This window comes from Bradyrhizobium sp. AZCC 1719, from assembly GCF_036924525.1.
Classification (GTDB): domain Bacteria; phylum Pseudomonadota; class Alphaproteobacteria; order Rhizobiales; family Xanthobacteraceae; genus Bradyrhizobium.
This window is the reverse complement of record NZ_JAZHRU010000001.1, coordinates 3,237,865-3,260,060: the sequence shown is the minus strand read 5'-3', so window position 1 is coordinate 3,260,060 and position 22,196 is coordinate 3,237,865. Positions and strand designations below refer to the sequence as shown.

Here is a 22,196-nt window from a genome sequence, read left to right as displayed (position 1 = left end):
TCAGTGCCGCAGCGCCGCGGCGATCATGACGATGCCGCCGGCAATCACGGCGGCGTCGAGGATCGCAGTATGGATATGCACCGGCATGCGTTCAACGAAGGCCTTGGCAAGGAACGCGCCGGGAATTGCGATGGCGCCGATCAATAGCGCGAAGGCAAGCACCTGCGCGGTGACGACGCCGGCAAGGCCGAACACCGAAATCTTGATGAGACCGGTCACGATCGAGATCACCGCGTCGGTAGCGATCACGGCAGCTCCCTCGAGGCCCGACGCCATCAGCAACGACAGCAGGATCACCCCGGAACCTGATGTGCCGCCGACCACCACGCCATAACCTGCCGCGCTCACGCCAAGGCCGGTATCGCCGATCTTGATATCGCGGTGCTTGGCCAGCCGGCGTAGCGGCACGCTCAGGATCAGCATGCCGCCGATCACGAACGCCGCGCCGGCGCTGGTCAGCCGCGTGTACCCATAGGCGCCGAGCGCCGTCGTCAGCATGGCGGCGCCGATGACGATCAGCGCGCGACGCCGATCGGCGTAGCGAAAATACGCCACGAAGCGGCTGATATTGGTGAAGATCGCCGAGATCGCGATGATCGGCACCACGGGCTCGGCGCCGACCAGCGGCACCAGCACCAGCGGCATCAAGGCGCCGGTACCATAGCCGGCAAGCCCGCCGATCACGGACGCCAATAGCGCCATGCCTCCAACCAGCACGAGTTGACCGAGCGAAATGTCGGCAAACCCGGCCAGAATATTCACAGCCGGTGATCGCGGGTGAAACGGGCGGCGGCCTTGTCGGCGATCGCGGCAAGCGCGGATGGTTCAAGCGGAAAATCCGCGGCCAGCCAGGCGTCTTCCGCAAGCGTCAGCACGTGACCGAGGCCGGGACCTTCGGCAATGCCGCGGGAGATGAAGTCGGCCGCCTTCAGTGGAAATTTCGGCGCGCTCCAGCGCTGCGGCAAGGTTGCAAGCTCATGCCAGCGCGCAGCGCCATTACTGACGCCGCCTGCCCGCGCCCACGCCAGCATCAGCCGGTCGCGGTAGGGATCCTCGCCGAGCCGGTAGAGAAGCTGCCGCGCCCGCGCCTCATCCTTGCTGGCGAACCGCCACCAGCGATGGCCCATCGAATCCAGCGCTTTGATTTCCGCATTGGAAAGCCGAAGCCGTGCCGAGACGCGCCTGGCGTCCTCGGTGACGGCGACCGTGAGCGCGGCGAGCCGGCGCACGGCGCTCGGCGGCAGGCCCAGGGCCCGTTCGGCCGCGATCATCGCCGCGAACGTCCCCGTGTAGGCGACGCCGCCGAAGATCAGCAGCAGCAGGCCGGCATCCGCCATCGCCTGCACCGCAACCGCGGCGCCTTCCGCGATCAACAGCTTCAACATCTCCATGCGCACGCGTTCGGCAGAAAGGTTGGAAAGCCCCGCACGCCCATCGATGCAGGCGAGATATCCGGCCCGGTCAGGCTCGCCCGCCCCGTAGGCGGCATGCATCCGAAAGAAGCGCAGGATGCGCAAATAATCCTCGGCGATGCGCTGGCCGGCGTCGCCGATGAAACGCACGCGTTTGGCCTGGATATCGGCAAGCCCGCCGACATGGTCATGCACGATTCCCTCGGCGTCGACCGAAAGCCCGTTGATGGTGAAATCGCGCCGTTCCGCATCGCGAACCCAGTCGCGCCCGAACGCAACCCTGGCCTTGCGACCAAAGGTCTCGGTGTCCTCACGCAAGGTCGTGACCTCGAATGGGTGGGATTCGACGACCAGCGTGACCGTGCCATGGTCAATCCCGGTCGGGACGCATTTGATGCCGGCCGCCTTGGCGCGGCGGACGACCTCGTCGGGCAACGCCGTCGTCGCGATATCGATGTCGCCGAGAGGAATTTTCAGAAGCGCATTGCGCACGGCGCCGCCGATCACGCGGGCTTCCTCGCCATCGCCATTGAGCAACGCGAGCACGCGCGCGGCCGGACCGGATCTGAGCCAGGGCGCGTCCGACAGCACGCGTGCCTCGCTCATTTCTCCCCCCCCGTGAACCAGCTTGCCGTCTTCCAGATGCGCCGGAACGTAGGTCGAATTCGGCGGCGCGCCGGAGAACTGCGCCAGCAGGACGAAGCTGATCGCGACCAGCAGCAGCGATCCCAGCGCCAGTTTGGCGACAAGATGTACCGGCCAGGAAGAGGACGCGAAGACGCCGGAACGGGTGGCAATCAGAAACAGCGCGTAGGCCACGAACGGGATCAGGAATATTGCGATTTCGGTCAAAATCGGACGGATCATGCGAGATAAATCCGCTCATATAGCACGCGCAGGATCCCCGCGGTCGCACCCCATATGTAACGCTCGGCGAACGGCATGGCGTAATAGGAGCGCTCCATGCCGCGGAATTCCTTGGCATGGATCTGATGGTTCTCGGGATTCATCAGGAACGCCAGCGGCACCTCGAAGGCGTCGACCACCTCGCCTTCGTTGATCGTCAGCTCAAAGCCGGGCTTCACACGCGCCACCGTCGGCAGGATGCGAAACCCGAAGGCGGTTCCATAAAGATCGAGATAGCCGATCGGCTCGATGAACTCGCGCTTGAGGCCGACTTCCTCCTCTGCCTCGCGCAAGGCGGCGTCGAGCGGGGAAGCGTCGGTTGCGTCGATCTTGCCGCCCGGAAAGGAAATCTGGCCGGCGTGGCTGGAAAGATGCGGCGAGCGCTGCGTCAGCAACACCGTCGGCTCGCGGTGATCGACCACCGGGATCAGCACCGCCGCCGGGCGCACCGGCTGCTCGCGCGCCACGATCTCGAGCATGCGATCATTGCCCGCATCGCCCGTCTTCGGAATGACATTGGGATCGACCAGGCCGGACGGCACGTCGAAGTTCAGCCGGGTCTTGCTTCGCGCGAAGAATTCCGTCGAGCTGATCGGAGCCGCTTCCATCTTCGTCAGCATCGGCTCGTTCAAACCGCATCCCTCACCTGCTTCGCGTCCGCCATGGCAAAGAACTCGCCGCCGGACTCGATGCCGAACATCGGCTGACCATCGACCATCCGCTCCTCCCCCATGTCAACCAGATCGTAATAGAGCGCGCGCGTCACCTTCGCCCACAGATCGGCGCGGACGTGCAGATAGGGCGTCAGCCCGCCGTCGCCGGCCATCTCGAAGCGCAGGCGATGGGTGGAATCGCATGGCACCCAGTCGTCAACGTTGGTGCGGAAGCGCAACAGCCGGCCGCGATCGCCGGCCTCGTTTTGCATCTCCACTGCCAGGAACGGCGCATCGTCGACGCGGATGCCGACCTTCTCGACCGGGGTCACGAGAAAGTGCTTGCCGTCCTCGCGCTTGAGAATGGTCGAAAACAGCCGCACCAGCGCCGGCCGCCCGATTGGCGTCCCCATGTAGAACCACGTCCCATCGCTGGCGATTCGCATGTCGAGATCGCCGCAGAACGGCGGATTCCACAGATGGACCGGAGGCAGTCCCTTCCCGGCCGGGGTGCGATTGACGGCTTCGGTGGCAGCAACCGTCAGCCCTTCAAGACGTTTGCTGTCGTGGCCCTTGCCTTGCTGTCGTTGGCCGCTGGTTTGCCCTTGCTTCGCCATTGTTTGCCCTGAGTCTCGGCGCGTCGATTGGCACGATTGGTGCACATATACCGAGATATGTGTTCCCGACGATTTGTGTCCGTACTATTGCGGATCAAGTCGCCATATCGTGATGCCGTTCATACCCCGAAATACCGATAATGTGGGGATAGTTTAATTCAAACGAATGCATGGCCTTTACACAGGCTTAGCATGAGGTTCGTGGCATGACGACGCAACCAACGGTGTCATGAAGCGATTAGGTGGTTGAAGGAGAAAGACATGGCGAGCGCAGACGGTGTCGAGAAACTCGAGGACGCGATCGTCCGGTCGGCCGAGCAGGTCGCCGGCCAGATCCGCGCCGCGAAGGAAGCGATCTCCACCGTCATCTTCGGCCAGGTACGGGTGATCGAAAACACCCTGGTGACGATCCTGTCCGGCGGCCACGCGCTCTTGATCGGCGTTCCGGGCCTCGCCAAGACCAAGCTTGTCGAAACCTTGGGCATCACGCTCGGGCTGGATGCCAAGCGCATCCAGTTTACGCCTGACCTGATGCCGTCGGACATTCTGGGCGCCGAGGTGCTGGACGAGAGCAATTCCGGCAAGCGGTCGTTCCGTTTCATCTCCGGACCGGTGTTTGCGCAGCTCCTGATGGCCGACGAAATCAACCGCGCCAGCCCGCGGACGCAATCGGCGCTGCTGCAAGCCATGCAGGAACAGCACATCACAGTTGCAGGGGCGCGGCATGATCTCCCCAAGCCGTTCCACGTGCTTGCCACCCAAAACCCGCTGGAGCAGGAAGGCACCTACCCGCTGCCCGAGGCGCAGCTCGACCGCTTCCTGATGGAAATCGACGTCGATTATCCCGATCGCGACGCCGAACGCCGCATCCTGTTCGAGACCACGGGCGCGGAAGAGACGCTTGCCAAGGCCTCGATGGACGCGGAAACCCTGATCGCGGCGCAGCGGCTGGTGCGGCGCCTGCCGGTCGGCGACAGCGTCGTTGAGGCGATCCTGTCGCTGGTGCGCGCCGCACGCCCCAATACCGAAGACGGCGGCGACAAGCTGATCGCCTGGGGGCCGGGCCCACGCGCCAGCCAGTCGCTGATGCTGGCGGTCCGTGCCCGCGCCTTGCTCGACGGCCGCCTTGCGCCCTCGATCGACGACGTGCTCGATCTCGCCGAACCCGTTCTCAAGCACCGCATGGCGCTGACCTTCTCGGCGCGCGCGGAAGGCCGCACCATTCCCGACGTAATCAGACAATTGAAGACGCGGATTGGTTGATGGCCGCAGAGACCAGCCACGAGAGCAGGGAGATTGTTGCGATCCGACGTGCCGATGGCGAAAGCCGAACGCTCGCCGCATCGCTCCCCCGTCTCGTGCTCGACGCCCGCCGCATCGCTGCCAACGTCATCCATGGCCTGCACGGCAGGCGCCGCGCCGGCGCCGGCGAGAGCTTTTGGCAATATCGCCGCTTCGTTTCGGGCGAACCGTCGCAGAACGTCGACTGGCGGCGCTCGGCGCGCGACGATCATCTCTATGTCCGCGAGCAGGAATGGGAGGCTGCGCATACGATCTGGCTGTGGCCCGACCGTTCGCCGTCGATGGCATTTGCTTCCAAGGGTGCCCGCGACTCCAAGCTGGAGCGTGGCCTGATCGTGACATTTGCGCTCGCCGAACTCCTGGTTTCGGGCGGAGAGCGCGTCGGCATTCCGGGCCTGATGACCCCGACCGCAAGCCGCAACGTGATCGACAAGATGGCGCAGGTGATGCTGCATGACGATGCGGTGCGCGCCAGCCTGCCGCCCTCCTTCGTGCCGTCGGCGCTGGCCGAAATTGTCGTGCTGTCCGACTTCTGGTCGCCGATGAGCGAAATCAGGACGATGCTTGCCGGGCTTTCGGCTTCCGGCGCCCATGGCACGCTGATCCAGGTCGTCGATCCTGCCGAGGAAACCTTTCCCTATGCCGGCCGGATCGAGTTCGTCGAGCCGGAAGGTTTTGGCGTCATCACCGCCGGCCGCGCCGAGAGCTGGGCGAGCGACTATGTCGCGCGCGTAGCATTGCATCGCGACGAGATCCGCAGCGAGACCAACAGGCTCGACTGGCTGTTCTCGACCCACACCACCAGCCGGTCCGCCGCCGAACTGCTGCTGTTCCTGCATTCCGGCATGATGGCGGCCAAGGGAAGCGCGCGCGGCTCAACGGTCAAGGCGGGGCGCAGCGCATGATGGCGGGCATCCCCTTAAGCTTCGCACAGCCGCTGCTTCTGCTGGGCCTGTTGAGCCTGCCGGTGCTGTGGTGGCTGCTGCGCGTGATGCCGCCGCGGCCGAGACGGATCGAGTTTCCGCCGACGCGGCTGTTGTTCGACATCAGGCCCAGGGAAGAAACCCCGTCGCGCACGCCTTGGTGGCTGACGGCGCTGCGTCTTGCCGCCGCGGCGCTGGTCATCCTTGCCGCCGCAGGCCCGATCTGGAATCCGCAGACCGGGGTCGGCGGCAGCAACGCGCCGCTGGTGATCCTGCTCGACGACGGCTGGAGCGCGGCTGCAAGCTGGGACACCCGGATCAAGGCCGCTGACGAACTGATCACCAATGCCGACAACGACCGCCGCGGCGTCGCGCTGGTTCCGCTCTCCGACCCCGCACGCGACATCACGCTGATGCCGGCCGGTACCGCGCGCGTCGCGCTGCGCCAGATTGCACCAAAGCCCCATTCGATCGACCGCGTCGACACGCTTGGCGCGCTCGACCGCTTCCTGAAGGCCACCGGCGATGCCGAGATCGCGTGGCTGTCCGACGGCGTCGATACCGGGCGCGGCGCAGAATTCATCGAGAATCTCGCCAAGACCATCGGCGACCGCAAGCTGACGGTGTTCGAGGGCGGCGCGGCGCCGGCGCAGGCCTTGGTCGCCGCCGAAAACGCCGCGGCGAAGATGACGGTCAAGGTGCTGCACACCACCGGCGGCGTCGCAGCCGGCGTGGTCCGCGCGATCGACGCCAAGGGCTCGCCGATCGGCGAGGCGCGCTACGCCTTCGGTATGCAGGACCGCGAAAGCGAAGCGGCGTTCGATCTGCCGGTCGAACTGCGCAACGACATTTCGCGGCTGGAAATTTCCGGCGAACGATCGGCCGGCGCCGTGCAATTGCTCGACAAGCGATGGCGGCGGCGCGCCGTCGGCGTCGTCACCGGCGCGACCAGCGATACCGCCCAACCGCTATTGGCATCGACCTTCTATCTGACCCGCGCCCTGGCGCCTTTCGCCGACGTGCGGCTCGGCGACCGCGGTGCGCCGCAACAGGTGATCGCGCAATTCCTCGATCAGCGGCTGCCGATGATCGTGCTCGCCGATGTCGGCACGCTGTCGCCGGAAATCCGCGAGCGGCTGAACGCATGGATCGATCAGGGCGGCGTGCTGGTGCGTTTCGCAGGTCCCCGCCTGGCGCAGGCCGATGACGATCTGGTGCCGGTGAAACTGCGTCGCGGCGGCCGCAGCCTCGGCGGCAGCCTGACCTGGGAAAAGCCGCAGCATCTGGCCTCCTTCGCCGCCGACGCTCCGTTCGCGGGCCTCGCAGTGCCCAAGGATGTCACCGTGAACCGGCAGGTGCTGGCCGAGCCGGACGCGGTGCTCGCCACCAAGACCTGGGCGTCGCTGGAAGACGGCACGCCGCTGGTGACCGGCGAGCATCGCGGCAGGGGCATTGTCAGCCTGTTCCATGTCGGCGCCGACTCGCGCTGGTCGGACTTGCCGATGTCCGGCAGCTTCGTCGAGATGCTGCGGCGGCTCGTTGACATGTCCGGCTACACCACCAAGCCCGGTGCTGGCGTTGCGAGCGAGGCGACTAACGTCGAGACGGTTGCGCCATTGCGCACACTCGATGGTTTCGGCGCATTCGGGCCACCGCCCTCGAACGCCAAGCCGATGCCCGCGGATTATCGCGATCGCGCCACAGCAGAACATCCGCCGGGCTTCTACGGCCCGGCCGATGGCCCGATCGCGGTCAACACCCTGGCCTCGGCCGATCGCATCGCGCCGCTCGATACATCCTCGTTGCGGGCGCAGCGCGCCAGCTACACCAATGCCGAACCGCGCGATCTGCGCGGCATCCTGCTGTCGTCGTCGCTGGTGCTGTTCCTGATCGACGCGGTCGTGGTCGCGATGCTGGGCGCGGGCCTTGCCGCTTTGTGGCGGCGGCGCACGGCGGCGGCCACCGTTCTGTTGGCCTCGATCCTGGTCGCGGCCTCGACCGCACCTTCGCCGACGCGCGCCCAGGGCAACGATGAATTCGCCATCAAGTCGGTGTCGCAGACGCGGCTTGCCTATGTCGTCACCGGAAATGCCGACGTCGATTCCATCGTCAAGGCGGGCATGGCCGGACTGACGCTGTTCCTGGCGCAGCGCACGGCGCTGGAGACCGGCGATCCCGTCGGCATCGATCCCGCAAAGGACGAACTGGCGTTTTTCCCGCTGATCTACTGGCCGGTGGTACCGGGCGCGCCGAAGCCGCCGCAGGACGCCATCAACCGCATCGACGCCTATATGAAACAGGGCGGCACGGTGCTGTTCGATACCCGCGACGCCGTCGAGGCGCCGCCGGGCGAGAACGGCGCGTCGCAGACGCCGGGCATGCGCACCTTGCGCGAGATTCTCTCCTCCCTCGACGTGCCTGAACTGGAACCGGTGCCGCGCGAGCACGTGTTGACCAAAACGTTTTATCTGCTGCGTGATTTCCCCGGCCGATTCACCTCGGGGCAGACCTGGGTCGAGACCCTGCCGCGCGAGGATGACGACGACGCGGCCTCGCGCCCGGCGCGCGGCGGTGATGGTGTCTCGCCCATCATCATCACCTCGAACGATCTCGCCGGCGCCTGGGCGCATCGCCCGGACGGCCAGCCGATGCTGCCGCTGACGCCGAACGAGCCGCGCCAGCGCGAATTCGCCTTCCGCTCAGGCGTCAACATTGTGATGTACATCCTGACCGGCAACTACAAGGCCGACCTTGTCCACATGCCGGCCCTGCTCGAGCGGTTGGGGCAATAGGCCATGAGCTACGGTATCGCGTTCACTCCCCTCGTTCCGGCAATCGTGCTCTGGATCGCGCTGGCCGCGATCGTCGTGATCTCGGCGCTATTGCTGCTCGGCCGCGCGCGCGGCGCCGCCGTGCGCGTCGCGGCGCTGGCGCTGATCCTGCTGGCACTCGCCAACCCCTCCTTCACCCGCGAAGACCGCGAGCCGCTGTCCTCGGTCGCAGCCGTCGTGATCGACAAGAGCCCGAGCCAGAATTTCGGGACCCGCAACCAGGAGACGGCCAAGGCGCAGGAGGCGCTGGTCGATACGCTGAAGAAGATCAAGGGACTGGAAGTCCGCGTTGTCGAGGCCGGACAGGCCGACGGCGAAACCGACGGCACAAAATTGTTCGGCGCGTTGTCCTCGGCGTTATCAGACGTTCCCGTCGACCGCGTCGCCGGCGCGTTCCTGATCACCGATGGCCGGGTGCATGACATTCCTGCCAATGCCGCGGCCGTCGGCTTCCAGGCGCCGGTGCATGCACTCATCACCGGCCGCAAGGACGAGCGCGACCGTCGCATCGCGATTTCGGCCGCGCCGCGTTTCGGTATCGTCGGACAACCGCAGACCATCACATACCGGCTTGACGATCAGGGCGTCACCGGCCAGCGCGCCAAGATCGTGGTGCGCCGCGACGGTGAGGTGATCAATGAGCGCAATCTCTCGAGCGGCCAGACCGCCAGTGTCGAAGTCGACATCAAGCATGCCGGCCCGAACATCATCGAGATCGAGGCTTCGCCCCTCGAGAATGAACTGACTCCGGTCAACAACCGCGCCGTGGTCGCGATCGAAGGCGTGCGCGACAAGCTGCGCGTGCTGCTGGTGTCAGGCGAGCCGCATTCCGGCGAACGCACCTGGCGCAATTTGTTGAAGTCGGACGCCAGCATCGACCTCGTGCATTTCACGATTCTTCGCCCGCCGGAGAAACAGGACGGCACGCCGATCAACGAATTGTCGCTGATCGCGTTTCCGACGCGCGAATTGTTCCAGCAGAGGATCAACGATTTCCAACTGATCATCTTCGACCGTTACGCCCGCCAGGGCGTGCTGCCGATTGCCTATTTCGACAACATGGCGCGCTATGTCCGCGCCGGCGGTGCGATCCTGGTATCGGCCGGCCCCGATTATGCCTCCACCACCAGTATCTGGCGCACGCCGCTGGATACGGTGCTGCCGGCCGAGCCCGTCGGCGTCACCGAGAAGCCGTTCTACGCGCATCTGAGCGACGCCGGTAAGCGTCATCCGGTGACGCGCGGCCTCGAAGGCTCCGCCAGCGAGCCGCCGCGCTGGAGCCGCTTCTTCCGTACCGTCGATACGCGCAACGCGATCGGCTCCCCCGTGATGACCGGCGCCGACGGCAAGCCGCTGCTGCTGTTGTCGCGCTTCGGCGAAGGCCGCGTCGCGCTTCTGTTGTCGGACCACATCTGGCTGTGGGCGCGCGGCTATGAGGGCGGCGGCCCGCATCTGGATCTGCTGCGGCGGATGTCGCACTGGCTGATGAAGCAGCCTGATCTCGACGAGGAAGCTCTGCGCCTTCAAATCCAGGGCAAGGACCTCGTGGTGCTGCGCCAGACCATGGCCGACAACGTGCCGCCGGTAACGGTGACCTCGCCGAGCGGCGCCACCAAGGAGCTGACGCTGACGGCCAGCGAGCCCGGCAGCTGGCGCTCGACCATTCCGGCCAACGAGCTCGGGCTGTGGCAGGCAACCGACGGCGCGCTGAAAGCGCTGATCAATGTCGGGCCGACCAACCCGAAGGAGTTTTCGGAAGTCACCTCGACAACCGAGATGCTGAAACCCTTGGCGCAGGCCACCGGCGGCGACGCCCGCCGCGTCGCCGATGGCGGAAGCGTCGACCTGCCCCGCGTCGTGCCGGTGCGCGCCTCCGGCATCTTCCACGGCGACGGCTGGATGGGCGTCAAGATGCGCGACGCCAGCGTCGTCAAAGGCGTCGGCGTGCTGCCGATGTTCGCAGGGCTTGTCGGATTGCTGCTGCTGCTCGGCGCGTTCGCCGCGACCTGGGTGCGCGAAGGGCGCTGACGGCACGCCCCGCCTCTCGTCGATACGCCCTCGATAATGATGCGATTTCGTAGAATCGCATCATTATCTCATCTCTTTGTTTGAGCATGATCTTTTCGGAAAACCGCGTCGCACTTTTCCGGATCATGCTCTAGGCAGCCTCGTCCGCGCGTCGCCACCTCGGAAATGGATCGGCAAGCCCGGACCATTCCGCAACGCGCATTCCCGGTTTTCCTGAAACAAGGCACGCATCGAGACGCGCCGTGATCGCGTCCTGATCCATATTCGTGCCGATGAAGACGATCTCCTGGCGGCGATCGCCATACACCTCGCTCCAGTTCTTCTTGAGCGATTGTCGCCAGAACGGATCGTCCGGCCACCGATCTGCCGGCACATTCGCCCACCAGAAGCCCAGCCCTTCTGTTCGGACGATCGCACCGGCCTGGCTCAACTCGCCGAGCCATTGCGGGCGAGTTGCGATCCAGAAATGTCCCTTGGCGCGGATGACGCCGGGCCAGCTTTCTTTCAGGAATTGGTGAAATTTCGCAGGCTCGAACGGCCGTCGCGCGCGATAGACGAAGTTCTTGACGCCGTATTCCTCGGTCTCGGGCGTATGGTCTGCAAAGCCATAAAGCTCCTTGAACCACAGCGGGTGTTGCTGCGCGCGCTCGAAATCGAAGCGGCCGGTGTTGAGAATGCGCTCCAGCGGCGCATTGGAGAAATTGGTCTCGATGATATCGGCCTCGGGATTGAGAGACCGGATAATCATTCGGGCGGAATCGCGTTCTCCCTGCGACGCCGCATCGATCTTGTTGAGTACGATCACATCGGCAAATTCGATCTGCTCGACCAACAGATCCACCAGAGTACGCCGGTCGGCTTCACCGAGCGACTCGCCGCGATCGGCCAGAAAGACCGTAGAGGAATAGTTCTTCAGCAGATTGACGGCATCGACGACCGTGACCATCGTGTCGAGGCTTGCCACGTCGGACAGGCTTTCTCCGTCTTCGGACCGGAAATCGAAGGTCGCCGCGACCGGCAGCGGCTCCGAGATGCCGGTGGATTCGATCAGCAGGTAGTCGAACCGTTCGCTCTCGGCGAGCGCCCGCACTTCCTTCAACAAATCGTCGCGCAGCGTGCAGCAGATGCAGCCGTTGGTCATCTCGACCAGCTTTTCGTCAGTCCGCGAGAGGTTCGCACCGCCATCGCGGACGAGGTCTGCGTCGATGTTGACCTCGCTCATGTCGTTCACAATCACCGCCACCTTCAGGCCCTGGCGATTGTTGAGCACGTGATTCATCAAAGTTGTCTTTCCAGCCCCGAGGAAGCCGGACAAGACGGTGACGGGGAGTTTTCGCATGGAGATCGAAAAGCCTCTTGAGCTCACGGGGCCCCAACCGGGGAGGAGGACGCATGCAAGGGACCCCGTTGGCGACGGATCATGTTATGTTATAACATAACAACGCAAGACCGAAAGGTTGTCAATTGGCAAAAACAGGCGGGGTGCGCGGGGCAAAAGCACCGATGTTGCGCGAATCTCACACTTGGCGGAATTGTCGGGGCTCCGGAAAGACGGCAGCCCGGCGTCGATTGACACTCCGCTGACTTCGCGACGTTATAATGTAACATTGGGACGGCGAGATGCCTGAGCCGCCCCGGGGGACAAGGCGTCAATCGTCGTGAACTGGTTCCGAAAGCACCTCAAGCACGGCTCGCGGCTGGCGCTGTTTGCGCTCGCGATCCAGCTTGCGCTGTCGTGCGGGCATTTTCACGCGGCGGCCGCGCAGGCCGCACCGGCCGGTCAAAGCGGGCTGATGGACGCCCATCTTGCGATCGCCACGCCCGTTGCCGCACAAGATGCGCACCCCGAAGCCGCGCAGCCGCAGCAGCCTGTGGGCCACGATGACGACCAGCACACGGCCAATGTCTGCGCAGTCTGCGCCGTCCTCTCCCTGGCCAACAATTTCCTGTTCATCACGCCGCCCGTACTGGAGCTGCCGGGGTCTGTCGAACTTTTGTACCTGGCCACCGGCGCTGAATTCGCGCATCTCGGCTCGTCCCATCTCGCGTTCCAGTCTCGCGCACCGCCCGCCTCCTGACGCCGATTGAATCAATGCACTCCCCAATGGATTGCCGCGTCAGGCGTGGTTCCTGAGGAGAAATCGGAATCGTCCGTCGCACATCGACGGAGTCAGGATCGGGACAATGACATTCAAGAAGAAGCGTGCGTTCTACATCGGTGGGGCTAGTTGGCTATTGCTGTGCGCGGCGGGCAACGGCGCAATGGCGCAGGGCGCGGCGTCGCCAACCGCATCGACACATCTGCCCGAAATTACTGTGACGGCGCCGAGCCCGATCGTGCGGCGCAAACCCGTGGTCGTACGAACGCCGGCGCGCGTCACCCGCGCAGCGCCCGGCCAGACCCGCGAGCGCGCGCCAGAACCACCGGCCGCGCCCGTCGTCGCCGCGCCCCAGCAGGGCGTGCTGCCCGTCGTGACCGACCAGTTCGCAACCGTTACCGTCGTGCCCAACGAGGAAATCCGCCGCCAAGGCACCGCCCAGCTTGGCGATCTCCTGTTCTCGAAGCCCGGCATTACCGGCTCCACCTTCGCGCCCGGTGCCGCGAGCCGGCCGATCATCCGGGGCCTCGACGTCAATCGCGTCGGCATCCTCGAGAACGGCACCAACGCTGGCGGCGCCTCCGATCTCGGCGAAGACCATTTCGTGCCGGTCGATCCACTGGCGACAAACCAGGTCGAAGTCATCCGTGGTCCGGCGGCGTTGCGCTACGGATCGACATCGATCGGAGGCGTCGTCAGCGCGACCAACAATCGCATCCCGGACGCCCTGCCTTCATGCGCGGCCACACCGTTCCAGACCTACGGACTGCCGGCGAAAGCGCCGCTCGCAAACGTGGGATCACCTGCCTGCGTCACGGTCGAAACCCGAACGGCCGTCAGTTCCGTCGACCGCGGTGTCGATGGCGGCATCCTGATCGATGCCGGCGGTGGCAATTTCGCTGTTCATGCCGACGCCTACGGCCGCAAGGCCAGCGATTACAGCATTCCGAGCTATCCGTATTTGTTCGACCAGACCCGCCCGGCCAACGGCCGGCAGCCCAATTCAGCGATGCAGGCGGCCGGCGCATCGATTGGCGGCTCCTACATCTTCGATGGCGGATTTATCGGCGCGGCGATCACGCAGAACGACACGCTGTACCGCATTCCCGGAATTGAGCCCTCCGATCATCAGTCCCGGATCGACGCGCGCCAAACCAAATTCACAGCCAAGGGCGAATACCGGCCGGATGCGGCGGCGATCGACGCCATCAGGTTCTGGGCGGGCGCCACCGATTACAAGCACAACGAGATCGCGCTCGCCGATCCCGCCGACTTCTCGTCCCTTGGCGTGCGCCAGACCTTTACCAACAAGGAGCAGGAAGGACGCGTGGAGGTGCAGATGGCGCCGTTCAACGCGCGCTTTGCCGCCGTCACAACCGCCTTCGGCCTGCAGGCCGGGCATCAGGAACTGACGGCGTCGAGCCCGGACGATCCGACAAGCCCGCTCAACGGGTTGTTTGATCCTAACAAGAATAACAGGGTCGCCGGCTACGTCTTCAACGAACTCAAATTCACCGAGACCACCAAGGCGCAGATCGCCGGCCGGGTCGAGCATGTTAACCTCAGCGGAACGATGCCGGCATTCATTCCGGAGTTGTTCGACCTCAATGCCAATCCCGGCGATATCGGTCCGCCGACAGCCCGCAATCTCAGCTTCACGCCGAAGAGCGCGAGCATCGGCTTGATCCAGGATCTTCCAGGTCAACTGGTCGCAAGCATCACCGCTCAATACGTCGAGCGCGCGCCCAAGCCAGCGGAACTGTTTTCGCGCGGACCGCACGAAGCAACTGTCACCTTCGACATCGGCAATCCCAATCTGAGCATGGAGACCGCCAAGTCGATCGAGATCGGACTACGACGGGCGACCGGACCCTTCAGGTTCGAGGCGACGGCTTACTACACCAAGTTCAATGGCTTCATTTACCGTCGACTCACCGGCAACACCTGCGAGGATGTCGCCTGTGTCGGTCCCGCCGACCCGGCCTTTCCGCTTGAACTGAACCAGGCGATCTATTCGCAACGCGACGCCACCTTCCGCGGCGGCGAGTTCCAGAGCCAATTGGACGTCGGGCCGCTCTACGGCGGTATCTGGGGCATCGAGAACCAGTTCGATGTCGTGCGCGCGACCTTTGACGATGGCACCAATGTCCCGCGCATCCCACCCGTGCGCGTGGGCGGCGGCCTGTTCTGGCGCGATGCCAATTGGCTCACACGGATCAACCTGCTGCACGCCTTCGCCCAGAACGATATCGCCCCCGGTCGGCGAGACGCCAACCGCGGGTTATAATCTGTTGAAGGCGGAGGTCAGCTACAGGACGAAGCTCGATCCAACCTGGTTCGGCGCCCGGGAAATGATGGTCGGCCTCGTCGGCAACAACCTGTTGAACGAGAACATCCGCAATTCGACGTCCTTCAACAAGGACGAAGTCTTGCTGCCGGGCATTGGCGTGCGCGCGTTTGCGAACTTGAAGTTCTAGCCCGGACGGAACGATCCATGGGGTGGCGTTAGTTGGTGCTACCAGCTAACGTCCATGTGGAATGACGGCGGATACCGTGCGAATCCGCCATCAGATATTCCTTGCCCATGGAAGCGGATGCACAACCGATAGATGACTGCACCCATCAATGTTCCCGTCTACAGCGACGCGCTCGTTCTGCTCGGCACCGCGGGCGTCGTCATTCCCTTGGTGCGGCGGTTCGGCCTTAATCCCGTTCTCGGCTATCTAGGCGCCGGCGCGATCCTGGGCCCTTTCGGATTGGGATCGTTCATCGAGAGTTTTCCGCTTCTCTACTGGTTCACCGTTGTCGACCCCAAAAACGTCTCGGGCATTGCGAACCTCGGAGTTGTGTTCCTGCTCTTCCTCATCGGGATGGAGCTGTCTTACGATCGATTGAAGGCAATGCGCCGCCTGATATTTGGGTTGGGCAGCTTGCAGATCGTACTCTCCTCGGCGGCAATCGGCGCGGCCGCGGCCCTCGTGGGCAACAAGGCTCCGGTAGCGCTGATCCTCGGCGCCTGCCTTGCCCTATCCTCGACAGCCATTGTCGTCGAGATCCTTTCCAGGCAACGGCGACTCAGCACAAGCGCAGGCCGGGCAAGCTTTGCAACGCTGCTCGCACAAGACCTGGCAGTCGCCCCTCTCCTGCTTTTTATCTCCATTTTTGGCGCGAGCGAGTCCGGTTCGATCGTTGCGACGCTCGTTCTCGCGCTCACCAACGCCGCCGTCGCGCTCGCGGTGATCGTCATCGTCGGCCGCGTCGTAATGCGACCGCTGTTCCGTCTGGTGGCATCGGTGGGCATGAGCGACCTGTTCGTCGCCACGACGCTGTTCGTGATCGTCGCAACGGGAGTGGCTGCCGCAGTAGCTGGGTTTTCCATGGCGCTCGGCGCCTTTGTCGCCGGACTGCTGCTTGCCGAGACGGAATTTCGCAAGGCGATCGAGACCGCCATCGATCCGTTCAAGGGCCTGCTGCTTGGCCTGTTCTTCTTCACGGTCGGCATGAACATCGATTTCCGCGAGCTCGCCCGCGACCCGGTCTGGCTGATCGCGGCTGCGGCCGGGCTGATCGCCGTCAAGGCCGTCATCCTCATCTTCCTGGCGCGGATGTTTCGCCTCTCATGGCCGGCCTCTGTCGAAGTCGGACTGCTGCTGGGTCCCGGCGGCGAGTTCGCTTTCGTCGGGATCGGAATGGCGACGACGCTTGGTCTGATCGATGCCAGCGTATCGAGCTTCACGGTCGCATTGACCTCGCTGACCATGATGCTGACCCCGGCGCTATCTCATGTCGCGCGGCGGCTGGCGCCGATGATGCGCGAAGACAAGCCGATTGACCCTGAACTCGCCGTTGCGCCAAGCGGCGGGAGCGGCCATGCCATTGTCGTCGGACATGGCCGGGTGGGACAGGTCGTCTGCACGATGCTGGACCGGCACCAGTTCAAGTATATTGCGGTCGACAATGATGCCGCGGCCGTCCCGGAGCAGCGAAGACAGGGGCGCACCGTCTTTTACGGTGACGCGACAAATCCGGAGTTTTTGAAGAGCTGCGGCCTCATGGAAGCCGCCGCCGTGATCGTCACGATCAACCAACCTGAAAGCATCGACGAAATTGTCGCGCAGGTCCGCGCGCTGAGGAAAGACATGTTGGTGGTTTCGCGCGCCCGCGATGCCGACCACGCGCGGCATCTCTACCAGATCGGCGTTACCGACGCGGTGCCGGAGACCATCGAGGCAAGCTTACTGGTGTCGGAAGCCGCCCTGATCGGGCTCGGGGTGGCGATGGGAAATGTCGTCGCCTCCATCCACGAGAAGCGCGAGGAGTTCCGGCACGAATTGCAGAAGGCGGCGGGAAGCGCAGGATCCGCGCCGGTTCGGACGACCGGTACCAAAAGGCGTCGATTCTTCTGACGGATCGCGACGGTGGCGCGCGCCGACGGCCCTACTGCGCCTTGCTCCAGTCCGGCCGGATACTGCCGGACACGCCGTCGAACGCGCCCTCGACCAGTTCCGCCACCAACAGGCGGCTGTAGTCGACGGGCCCCGGCATGATCACCCGTCCCTTCGGTATGACCTTGAAGCCGACGCGGCTGTAATAGGGTTCGTCGCCGACCAGAATGACCAAACGATGGCCCTTGGCCTTGGCATCCCGCAGCGAACGATCGAGCAGCATGCGGCCGACGCCGCGGCTGCGAAACGGCGGCTCGACCGTCAACGGTCCGAGCATCAGGGCCGGCGTGTCGCCGATGCAGATCGGCAACTGGCGCACCGAGCCGACCAGCAATGTGCCGATCCGCGCCGTGAACGAGAGGTCCAGCAGGTGATCGACATGCTCGCGCAGGCGGTACGCGCTCAGCACGAAACGGCCGGGACCGAACGTGCGCTCGTGCAGCCGTTCGATCGCCTGGGCGTCCTTCGGTGTTTCGGCCAGGATGGTGACGTCAAGTTCGCTCATGATGGGGCGCGGGATAGCATCTGGCGACGGCGCGGTCCATCGCTGGAAGATGGCAATCCCTGTATTGCCTCAATCCCTGACACGGGCGGGCTGGGACAAATAGGCCAGCAGCTTCATCTCGCGGCGGCCGCGCGTCACCGTATCCAGCACCAGCCCCGAGCTGATCGACAGCACCGCCACGATCATCAGGCCCATCGACAGCACCGCCGTCGGCAACCGTGGAACGAGGCCTTCCTCGAGATAGGTGACAATCAGGGGGATCGCGAGGCCGATCGAGACCAGCGTCAGGAAGACGCCGATCACCGTGAAGAACCGCAGCGGCTTTTCCGACCGGTACAACTTCAGGATGGTGCCGAGGATCCGGAAGCCGTCGCGCCAGGTGTTGAGCTTGCTGAACGATCCCTCGGGGCGGGCGTAATACGGCGTCTCGACTTCCGTCACTGGCAGCGCCAGTTCGAGCGCGTGAACGCTGAGCTCGGTTTCGATCTCAAAACCGTCGGACAGCACCGGAAAGGATTTGACGAAGCGACGCGAGAACACGCGATAGCCGGAAAGAATGTCCTTGAACGCCTGGCCGAACACCGTGGAGAGGAAGCTCGTCAGCATCCAATTGCCGGTGCGGTGGCCGGGCCGGTAGGCCGCGACTGATTGGTCGACGCGAAAGCCCACCACCATGTCGAGGTGGCCGTTGACCAGCGCATCGATCATGCGCGGCGCGCTCGGCGCATCATAGGTGGCGTCGCCATCGACCAGTACATAAATGTCAGCATCGATGTCGGCGAACATGCGGCGCACTACATGCCCCTTGCCCTGGCGGCGCTCGCTCCGCACGATGGCACCGGCCGCGCGCGCGACCTCGATGGTGCGGTCCCTCGAATTGTTGTCGTAGACGAAAATCTGAGCCGTCGGCAACGCCTTGCGGAAATCCGAGACCACGGTGGCGACCGCGGCTTCCTCATTGAAGCATGGCACCAGAACCGCGATCCGCAGCGCCGGTCCTGTCATCGCCCACTCACCGAATTAAGTCTGTCCATAGCGCGTATATCGCAATCAGGCGTTGGCCGGTTGGGGAAAGGCCGCACTGTCGGCGGCCCGTTCGCCGCGCAGATCGAGCGTTGCGAACAGCAGAGTCCAGAGCGAGAGCATGTCGATCGGAATGATATAATATGGCGTAAATATCGGATGGGTCATGAAGAAAATCAGATTTACCGCGAGGTTTATGGCGACCAGAACGGCGACCTGTCTGGCGCGGCCCTGATCGAAACGCCAGAGCCAGGCGGTCCAGGCGGCCGAGATCGCCAGCAAGGTGAATTGAACGTCAACGAGATAGCTTAACAGGACGCCCGAATTCAGCTCGGGCGGCGCGACATCGACGCCGCCATAGGTGGTCGAGAACGGGCTACCTGCATTGATCGCATTCGCGATCAATGTCGGCGCAATCCCGATCAGAAAAGCGACGCCGAACGACACTCCCTGCAGGAAAGTCTCCTTGCTGCGCGCCAGCAGGAACGCGCCGGCAAGGTACAGGCAATAGCCTGCCGCCAGAAACAGGTTGGGCAAGCGGAAATTGACGGACAGGCCGATCAGAAAGCCAACCAGGGCCAGCAGGGCTAGCCGATGCGACGAGCGGCCTGTGAATAGTTGAGCGGTCAGAAGACCGGCGACGGCGCAAACCATCATGGTCGGCGCCACCGAATAGCTCGCTTTCGTTGGATTGATCATGAGATAAAGCGCGGCAACACCGAACACGGCGGCAAGTGCAAGCGAAGCCGGTTCGCGCGCCCGAAACAATCCAAACAAGGCAAAGGCGAGGATGGTGATGTTTGCCACCGCGTAGAGCGGTATCACCTGAAATCCACTCGGAAACAACGCCAACGCAAATCCGGTCCCCGGAGGGTATTGCAGCGCGCGTTTGTTCGTCTTCGCATTCCATATGTGACAAGGCATTTTCGTCGGATCATTCCAGTCCGGGAAGCTGATTTCCTTCAGCTTGCCGGAGAGGAAACGATCGTCGTCGCGTGTGATGTCGGTATTGAACCCGTCCAGACCGTATTTCTGGAACAGATGCGCCTGCCGCAGATAGCAGATGTCGTCATAGACACCGCGGCTTTCGCTCCAGCGCGAAATGGTCCAGACGTTGCTAGCCAGCACCGCCAGGAAGCCAATGGCGCAAAGCAGCTTTAGGACTCCCATTCTGCCCATGTCGATCCCCGCCTCGTTTCTCCGCTTCTATGCATTGCGGGGCCGCGAAGCAACCGAGCCCTGCGTCAGCGCCAGGTCGCAGTCCGCGCGGCACCGTCGAGCACCTCCGCGATCCGGAGCCGCGTGCCCCTGGTTGTCTCCGCCGGCAGCGCCCCTGCCGCATAGAACCCGCACTCGACGATCTCGTGGTTGGGCTCCGGCAGGCGGTCCTGCCGGAACTGCCTGACGACATAGACCGCGACATGGTCGCGGCGGGAAACGTGGCCGTTGAAGAACAGGCCGTGCAGGACCGGCTCTCCGGTCAATTCGATCCGCCCCTCTTCCACCAACTCCCTTCGCAAGGCTTCGAGAAAGGTTTCGCCGACCTCGACCCCGCCGCCCGGCAGGTGCCAGCCGGCGACATAGCTGTGCCTGACCAGGAATACCTTGTCGTCGCCATCAAGCACGACGCCGCGAACCCCGAGCGTCATGCCGCGGGCCATCCGCCAATAGAGATGAAAGGCCTGCCGCAATTGCGGCTCCAGCCGCTTTCGCAAGTGCTGCAGCGCCGTCACGCAAACCTCGGATAGACAGCTATCACGTTTGATCCTTATATCGCCGACATGATGGTGCGACGGCTCTATATCACAGAGAATGCGGCGGAGCGCGAATGACCGATATCTTCACGCTGGCGCATCTGTCGGACCCGCATCTGCCGCCGCTGCCCGCGGCGCGGCTGCGCGACCTCGCGGGCAAACGTGCGCTCGGCTATTTCAATTGGACCCGCAACCGCCATAAGTATCACCGCCGCGAGGTGCTGGACGCACTGATTGCCGATATGCAGGCGCAGCGGCCGGACCACATCGCGGTGACCGGCGATCTCGTCAACCTGGCGCTGGAGGCGGAATTCATCCCGGCCCAGGCCTGGCTCGAAAGCGTCGGCACGCCGCAGCAGGTGACCGTCGTTCCCGGCAATCACGACGCCTATGTGCGGGCGACGCGGCATCATTTCACCGGCACGTTCGAGCAGTATCTGCGCGGCGATGCCGCGGCGGACGGAGTGTCGTTTCCGTTCGTGCGCCGGCGCGGTCCGCTGGTGCTGATCGGGGTCTCCTCGGCGGTGCCGACGCTGCCATTGATGGCAACCGGCCGGCTCGGCCGCGCGCAGCTCGATGCGCTCGACCGCCAGCTTGCCCAGTTGCCGCCGGACGAGGCGTTCCGGGTGTTGCTGGTCCATCACCCCCTGGAATCGAGTTCGCGGATGAAGCGGCTGACCGATTCGAAAGCGCTGCGCGCCGTGCTGAAGCGGCGCGGCGCAGAACTGGTCCTGCACGGCCATGACCACATCCATTCGACGATGTGGCTCGAAGGCGCCGGCCACCAGATCCCTGCGGTCGGCGTGCCCTCTGCTTCGGCGCTGGCCCACCGGCATTATCCGGCCGCTGCCTACAACCTGTTTTCGATCACGCGCGACGGCGGCAAATGGCGCTGCGTGCAGACCGTGCGCGCCGTCGATGCCGACTTCCGTGTCAAGCAGATCAAGCAGGCGACGCTGCTCTAGCGTTTTCTCACGCCTGCAGCCGGGCGAATTTCTCAATCGCCACCGCCGCCGCAACCACCGCCCCCGTCGCCACCACCGCCGCCATCACCACTTGCGCTGCCGGCGTCGCCAAACCCATCCGTGCCACCATCGATCGAGCCATCGGCGAAATCGCCGCCGCAATGAGCCGCGCCGCTGCCGTTCTTGCGCAGTTCTTCGCAGTCGGGGTGGTAGACGAAGCCGTTTGCGATGTTGAGCTTGCTGTCGAGCGCAAACAGAAGCGGCAGGCGCGTCGGACGAACCGGATCGATATTCTCGTATTTGCAGCAATACCACCAGACGCGGCGGAGGCCTTCGTTGCTCTTGCGGTGCTCGCTGAGAACGACGGCGGGCGTGTGGTGGAGGAAACCGCCGAAGGCGCGCCGGCAAAACGCGTCATACTCGCGCGTGTACAGGATGAACTCGTGCCAGAGATCGTCGGCGACTTGCGAGGGCATCGAGACATAGCGCTTGCCGCTCATGAGATAGGCGAGGAAAAACTGCCGCAAGCCCCGCGAGACCAGCGCGCTGTCCTTGCGCTGAAAACCGGGGTGATGCTTCTCCAGCCGTTCGAGCAGCCCGCGCGGCCAGCGAAAAGTACGGATGAATTCGGCGCGGCGCAGCGTGCGCCATTTGCCGTACAGATAGGTGATTCCGAACAGCGTGCCGGCGAACAGGATGACGAACGGTACCGACGAAGCTGCCACGATGCCCC

Annotated in this window: 17 protein-coding genes and 1 pseudogene; 8 read left to right on the top strand and 10 right to left on the bottom strand. The window is 64.3% G+C overall.

The features are described from left to right. Genes V1292_RS15420 through V1292_RS15405 form a run of 4 tightly spaced genes read right to left on the bottom strand, consistent with a single transcriptional unit; the run spans position 1 to position 3,588 of the window. Positions 1-762, bottom strand: coding sequence for a sulfite exporter TauE/SafE family protein (locus V1292_RS15420; protein WP_334373588.1), 762 nt, complete (start codon positions 760-762; stop codon positions 1-3). After that, positions 759-2,279: a DUF6111 family protein gene (locus tag V1292_RS15415; RefSeq protein ID WP_334373587.1), complete on the bottom strand. Its 1,521-nt coding sequence runs from the start codon at positions 2,277-2,279 to the stop codon at positions 759-761. The genes V1292_RS15420 and V1292_RS15415 overlap by 4 nt, the downstream gene beginning before the upstream one ends. Then, the gene (locus tag V1292_RS15410) at positions 2,276-2,938 is read right to left on the bottom strand and encodes a CoA pyrophosphatase (RefSeq protein ID WP_442894564.1); all 663 of its coding nucleotides are present in this window, start codon (positions 2,936-2,938) and stop codon (positions 2,276-2,278) included. Before V1292_RS15410 ends, V1292_RS15415 begins: the two co-directional genes overlap by 4 nt. A gap of 8 nt (positions 2,939-2,946) precedes the next feature. After that, positions 2,947-3,588, bottom strand: a complete 642-nt coding sequence (locus V1292_RS15405) for a DUF1285 domain-containing protein (protein WP_334373585.1) — start codon at positions 3,586-3,588, stop codon at positions 2,947-2,949. Between the two features lie 261 nt (positions 3,589-3,849). Between V1292_RS15405 and V1292_RS15400 the strand changes: the two genes are divergently transcribed. Genes V1292_RS15400 through V1292_RS15385 form a run of 4 tightly spaced genes read left to right on the top strand, consistent with a single transcriptional unit; the run spans position 3,850 to position 10,672 of the window. Beyond that, the gene (locus V1292_RS15400) at positions 3,850-4,851 is read left to right on the top strand and encodes an AAA family ATPase (RefSeq protein WP_028346988.1); all 1,002 of its coding nucleotides are present in this window, start codon (positions 3,850-3,852) and stop codon (positions 4,849-4,851) included. Further along, a complete protein-coding gene (locus V1292_RS15395) occupies positions 4,851-5,795 on the top strand; it encodes a DUF58 domain-containing protein (protein ID WP_334373584.1) in 945 nt (314 codons plus the stop codon). The genes V1292_RS15400 and V1292_RS15395 overlap by 1 nt, the downstream gene beginning before the upstream one ends. Further along, complete coding sequence (locus V1292_RS15390) at positions 5,795-8,605, top strand: DUF4159 domain-containing protein (RefSeq protein ID WP_334377056.1); 2,811 nt, start codon at positions 5,795-5,797, stop codon at positions 8,603-8,605. The genes V1292_RS15395 and V1292_RS15390 overlap by 1 nt, the downstream gene beginning before the upstream one ends. A gap of 3 nt (positions 8,606-8,608) precedes the next feature. Then, positions 8,609-10,672 (top strand): hypothetical protein, encoded by a 2,064-nt coding sequence (locus V1292_RS15385; RefSeq protein WP_334373583.1) that lies wholly within the window; start codon positions 8,609-8,611, stop codon positions 10,670-10,672. A 130-nt stretch (positions 10,673-10,802) separates the two neighbouring features. On the opposite strand, the gene zigA is transcribed toward V1292_RS15385, so the two are convergent. Further along, complete coding sequence (zigA, locus tag V1292_RS15380) at positions 10,803-12,011, bottom strand: zinc metallochaperone GTPase ZigA (protein ID WP_334373582.1); 1,209 nt, start codon at positions 12,009-12,011, stop codon at positions 10,803-10,805. Between the two features lie 319 nt (positions 12,012-12,330). Between zigA and V1292_RS15375 the strand changes: the two genes are divergently transcribed. From V1292_RS15375 to V1292_RS15365, 3 genes and pseudogenes are all read left to right on the top strand, one after another. Continuing rightward, complete coding sequence (locus tag V1292_RS15375) at positions 12,331-12,750, top strand: hypothetical protein (RefSeq protein ID WP_334373581.1); 420 nt, start codon at positions 12,331-12,333, stop codon at positions 12,748-12,750. Between the two features lie 106 nt (positions 12,751-12,856). Beyond that, a pseudogene (locus V1292_RS15370) lies at positions 12,857-15,248 on the top strand (TonB-dependent receptor). 132 nt (positions 15,249-15,380) lie between these two features. Next, on the top strand, positions 15,381-17,177 hold the full coding sequence (locus V1292_RS15365) for a cation:proton antiporter domain-containing protein (RefSeq protein WP_334373580.1): 1,797 nt from the start codon (positions 15,381-15,383) through the stop codon (positions 17,175-17,177). Between the two features lie 31 nt (positions 17,178-17,208). Here V1292_RS15365 and V1292_RS15360 read toward each other — a convergent pair whose 3' ends face one another. The 4 genes from V1292_RS15360 to V1292_RS15345 all read right to left on the bottom strand — a co-directional run bounded on the left by V1292_RS15360 (position 17,209) and on the right by V1292_RS15345 (position 20,477). After that, entirely contained in the window at positions 17,209-17,721 is a 513-nt protein-coding gene (locus tag V1292_RS15360) for a GNAT family N-acetyltransferase (RefSeq protein ID WP_334373579.1), read from the bottom strand. A 69-nt stretch (positions 17,722-17,790) separates the two neighbouring features. Beyond that, on the bottom strand, positions 17,791-18,726 hold the full coding sequence (locus tag V1292_RS15355) for a glycosyltransferase family 2 protein (protein ID WP_334373578.1): 936 nt from the start codon (positions 18,724-18,726) through the stop codon (positions 17,791-17,793). A gap of 45 nt (positions 18,727-18,771) precedes the next feature. After that, the gene (locus tag V1292_RS15350) at positions 18,772-19,923 is read right to left on the bottom strand and encodes a hypothetical protein (protein ID WP_334373577.1); all 1,152 of its coding nucleotides are present in this window, start codon (positions 19,921-19,923) and stop codon (positions 18,772-18,774) included. 65 nt (positions 19,924-19,988) lie between these two features. Further along, the gene (locus tag V1292_RS15345) at positions 19,989-20,477 is read right to left on the bottom strand and encodes an NUDIX domain-containing protein (RefSeq protein WP_334373576.1); all 489 of its coding nucleotides are present in this window, start codon (positions 20,475-20,477) and stop codon (positions 19,989-19,991) included. Between the two features lie 95 nt (positions 20,478-20,572). Here V1292_RS15345 and V1292_RS15340 point away from each other — a divergent pair, with 95 nt between their 5' ends. Then, positions 20,573-21,463 (top strand): metallophosphoesterase family protein, encoded by an 891-nt coding sequence (locus V1292_RS15340; protein ID WP_334373575.1) that lies wholly within the window; start codon positions 20,573-20,575, stop codon positions 21,461-21,463. A gap of 32 nt (positions 21,464-21,495) precedes the next feature. On the opposite strand, the gene V1292_RS15335 is transcribed toward V1292_RS15340, so the two are convergent. Further along, positions 21,496-22,188, bottom strand: coding sequence for a glycine-rich domain-containing protein (locus tag V1292_RS15335; protein WP_334373574.1), 693 nt, complete (start codon positions 22,186-22,188; stop codon positions 21,496-21,498). Between the last annotated feature and the right edge of the window lie 8 nt (positions 22,189-22,196).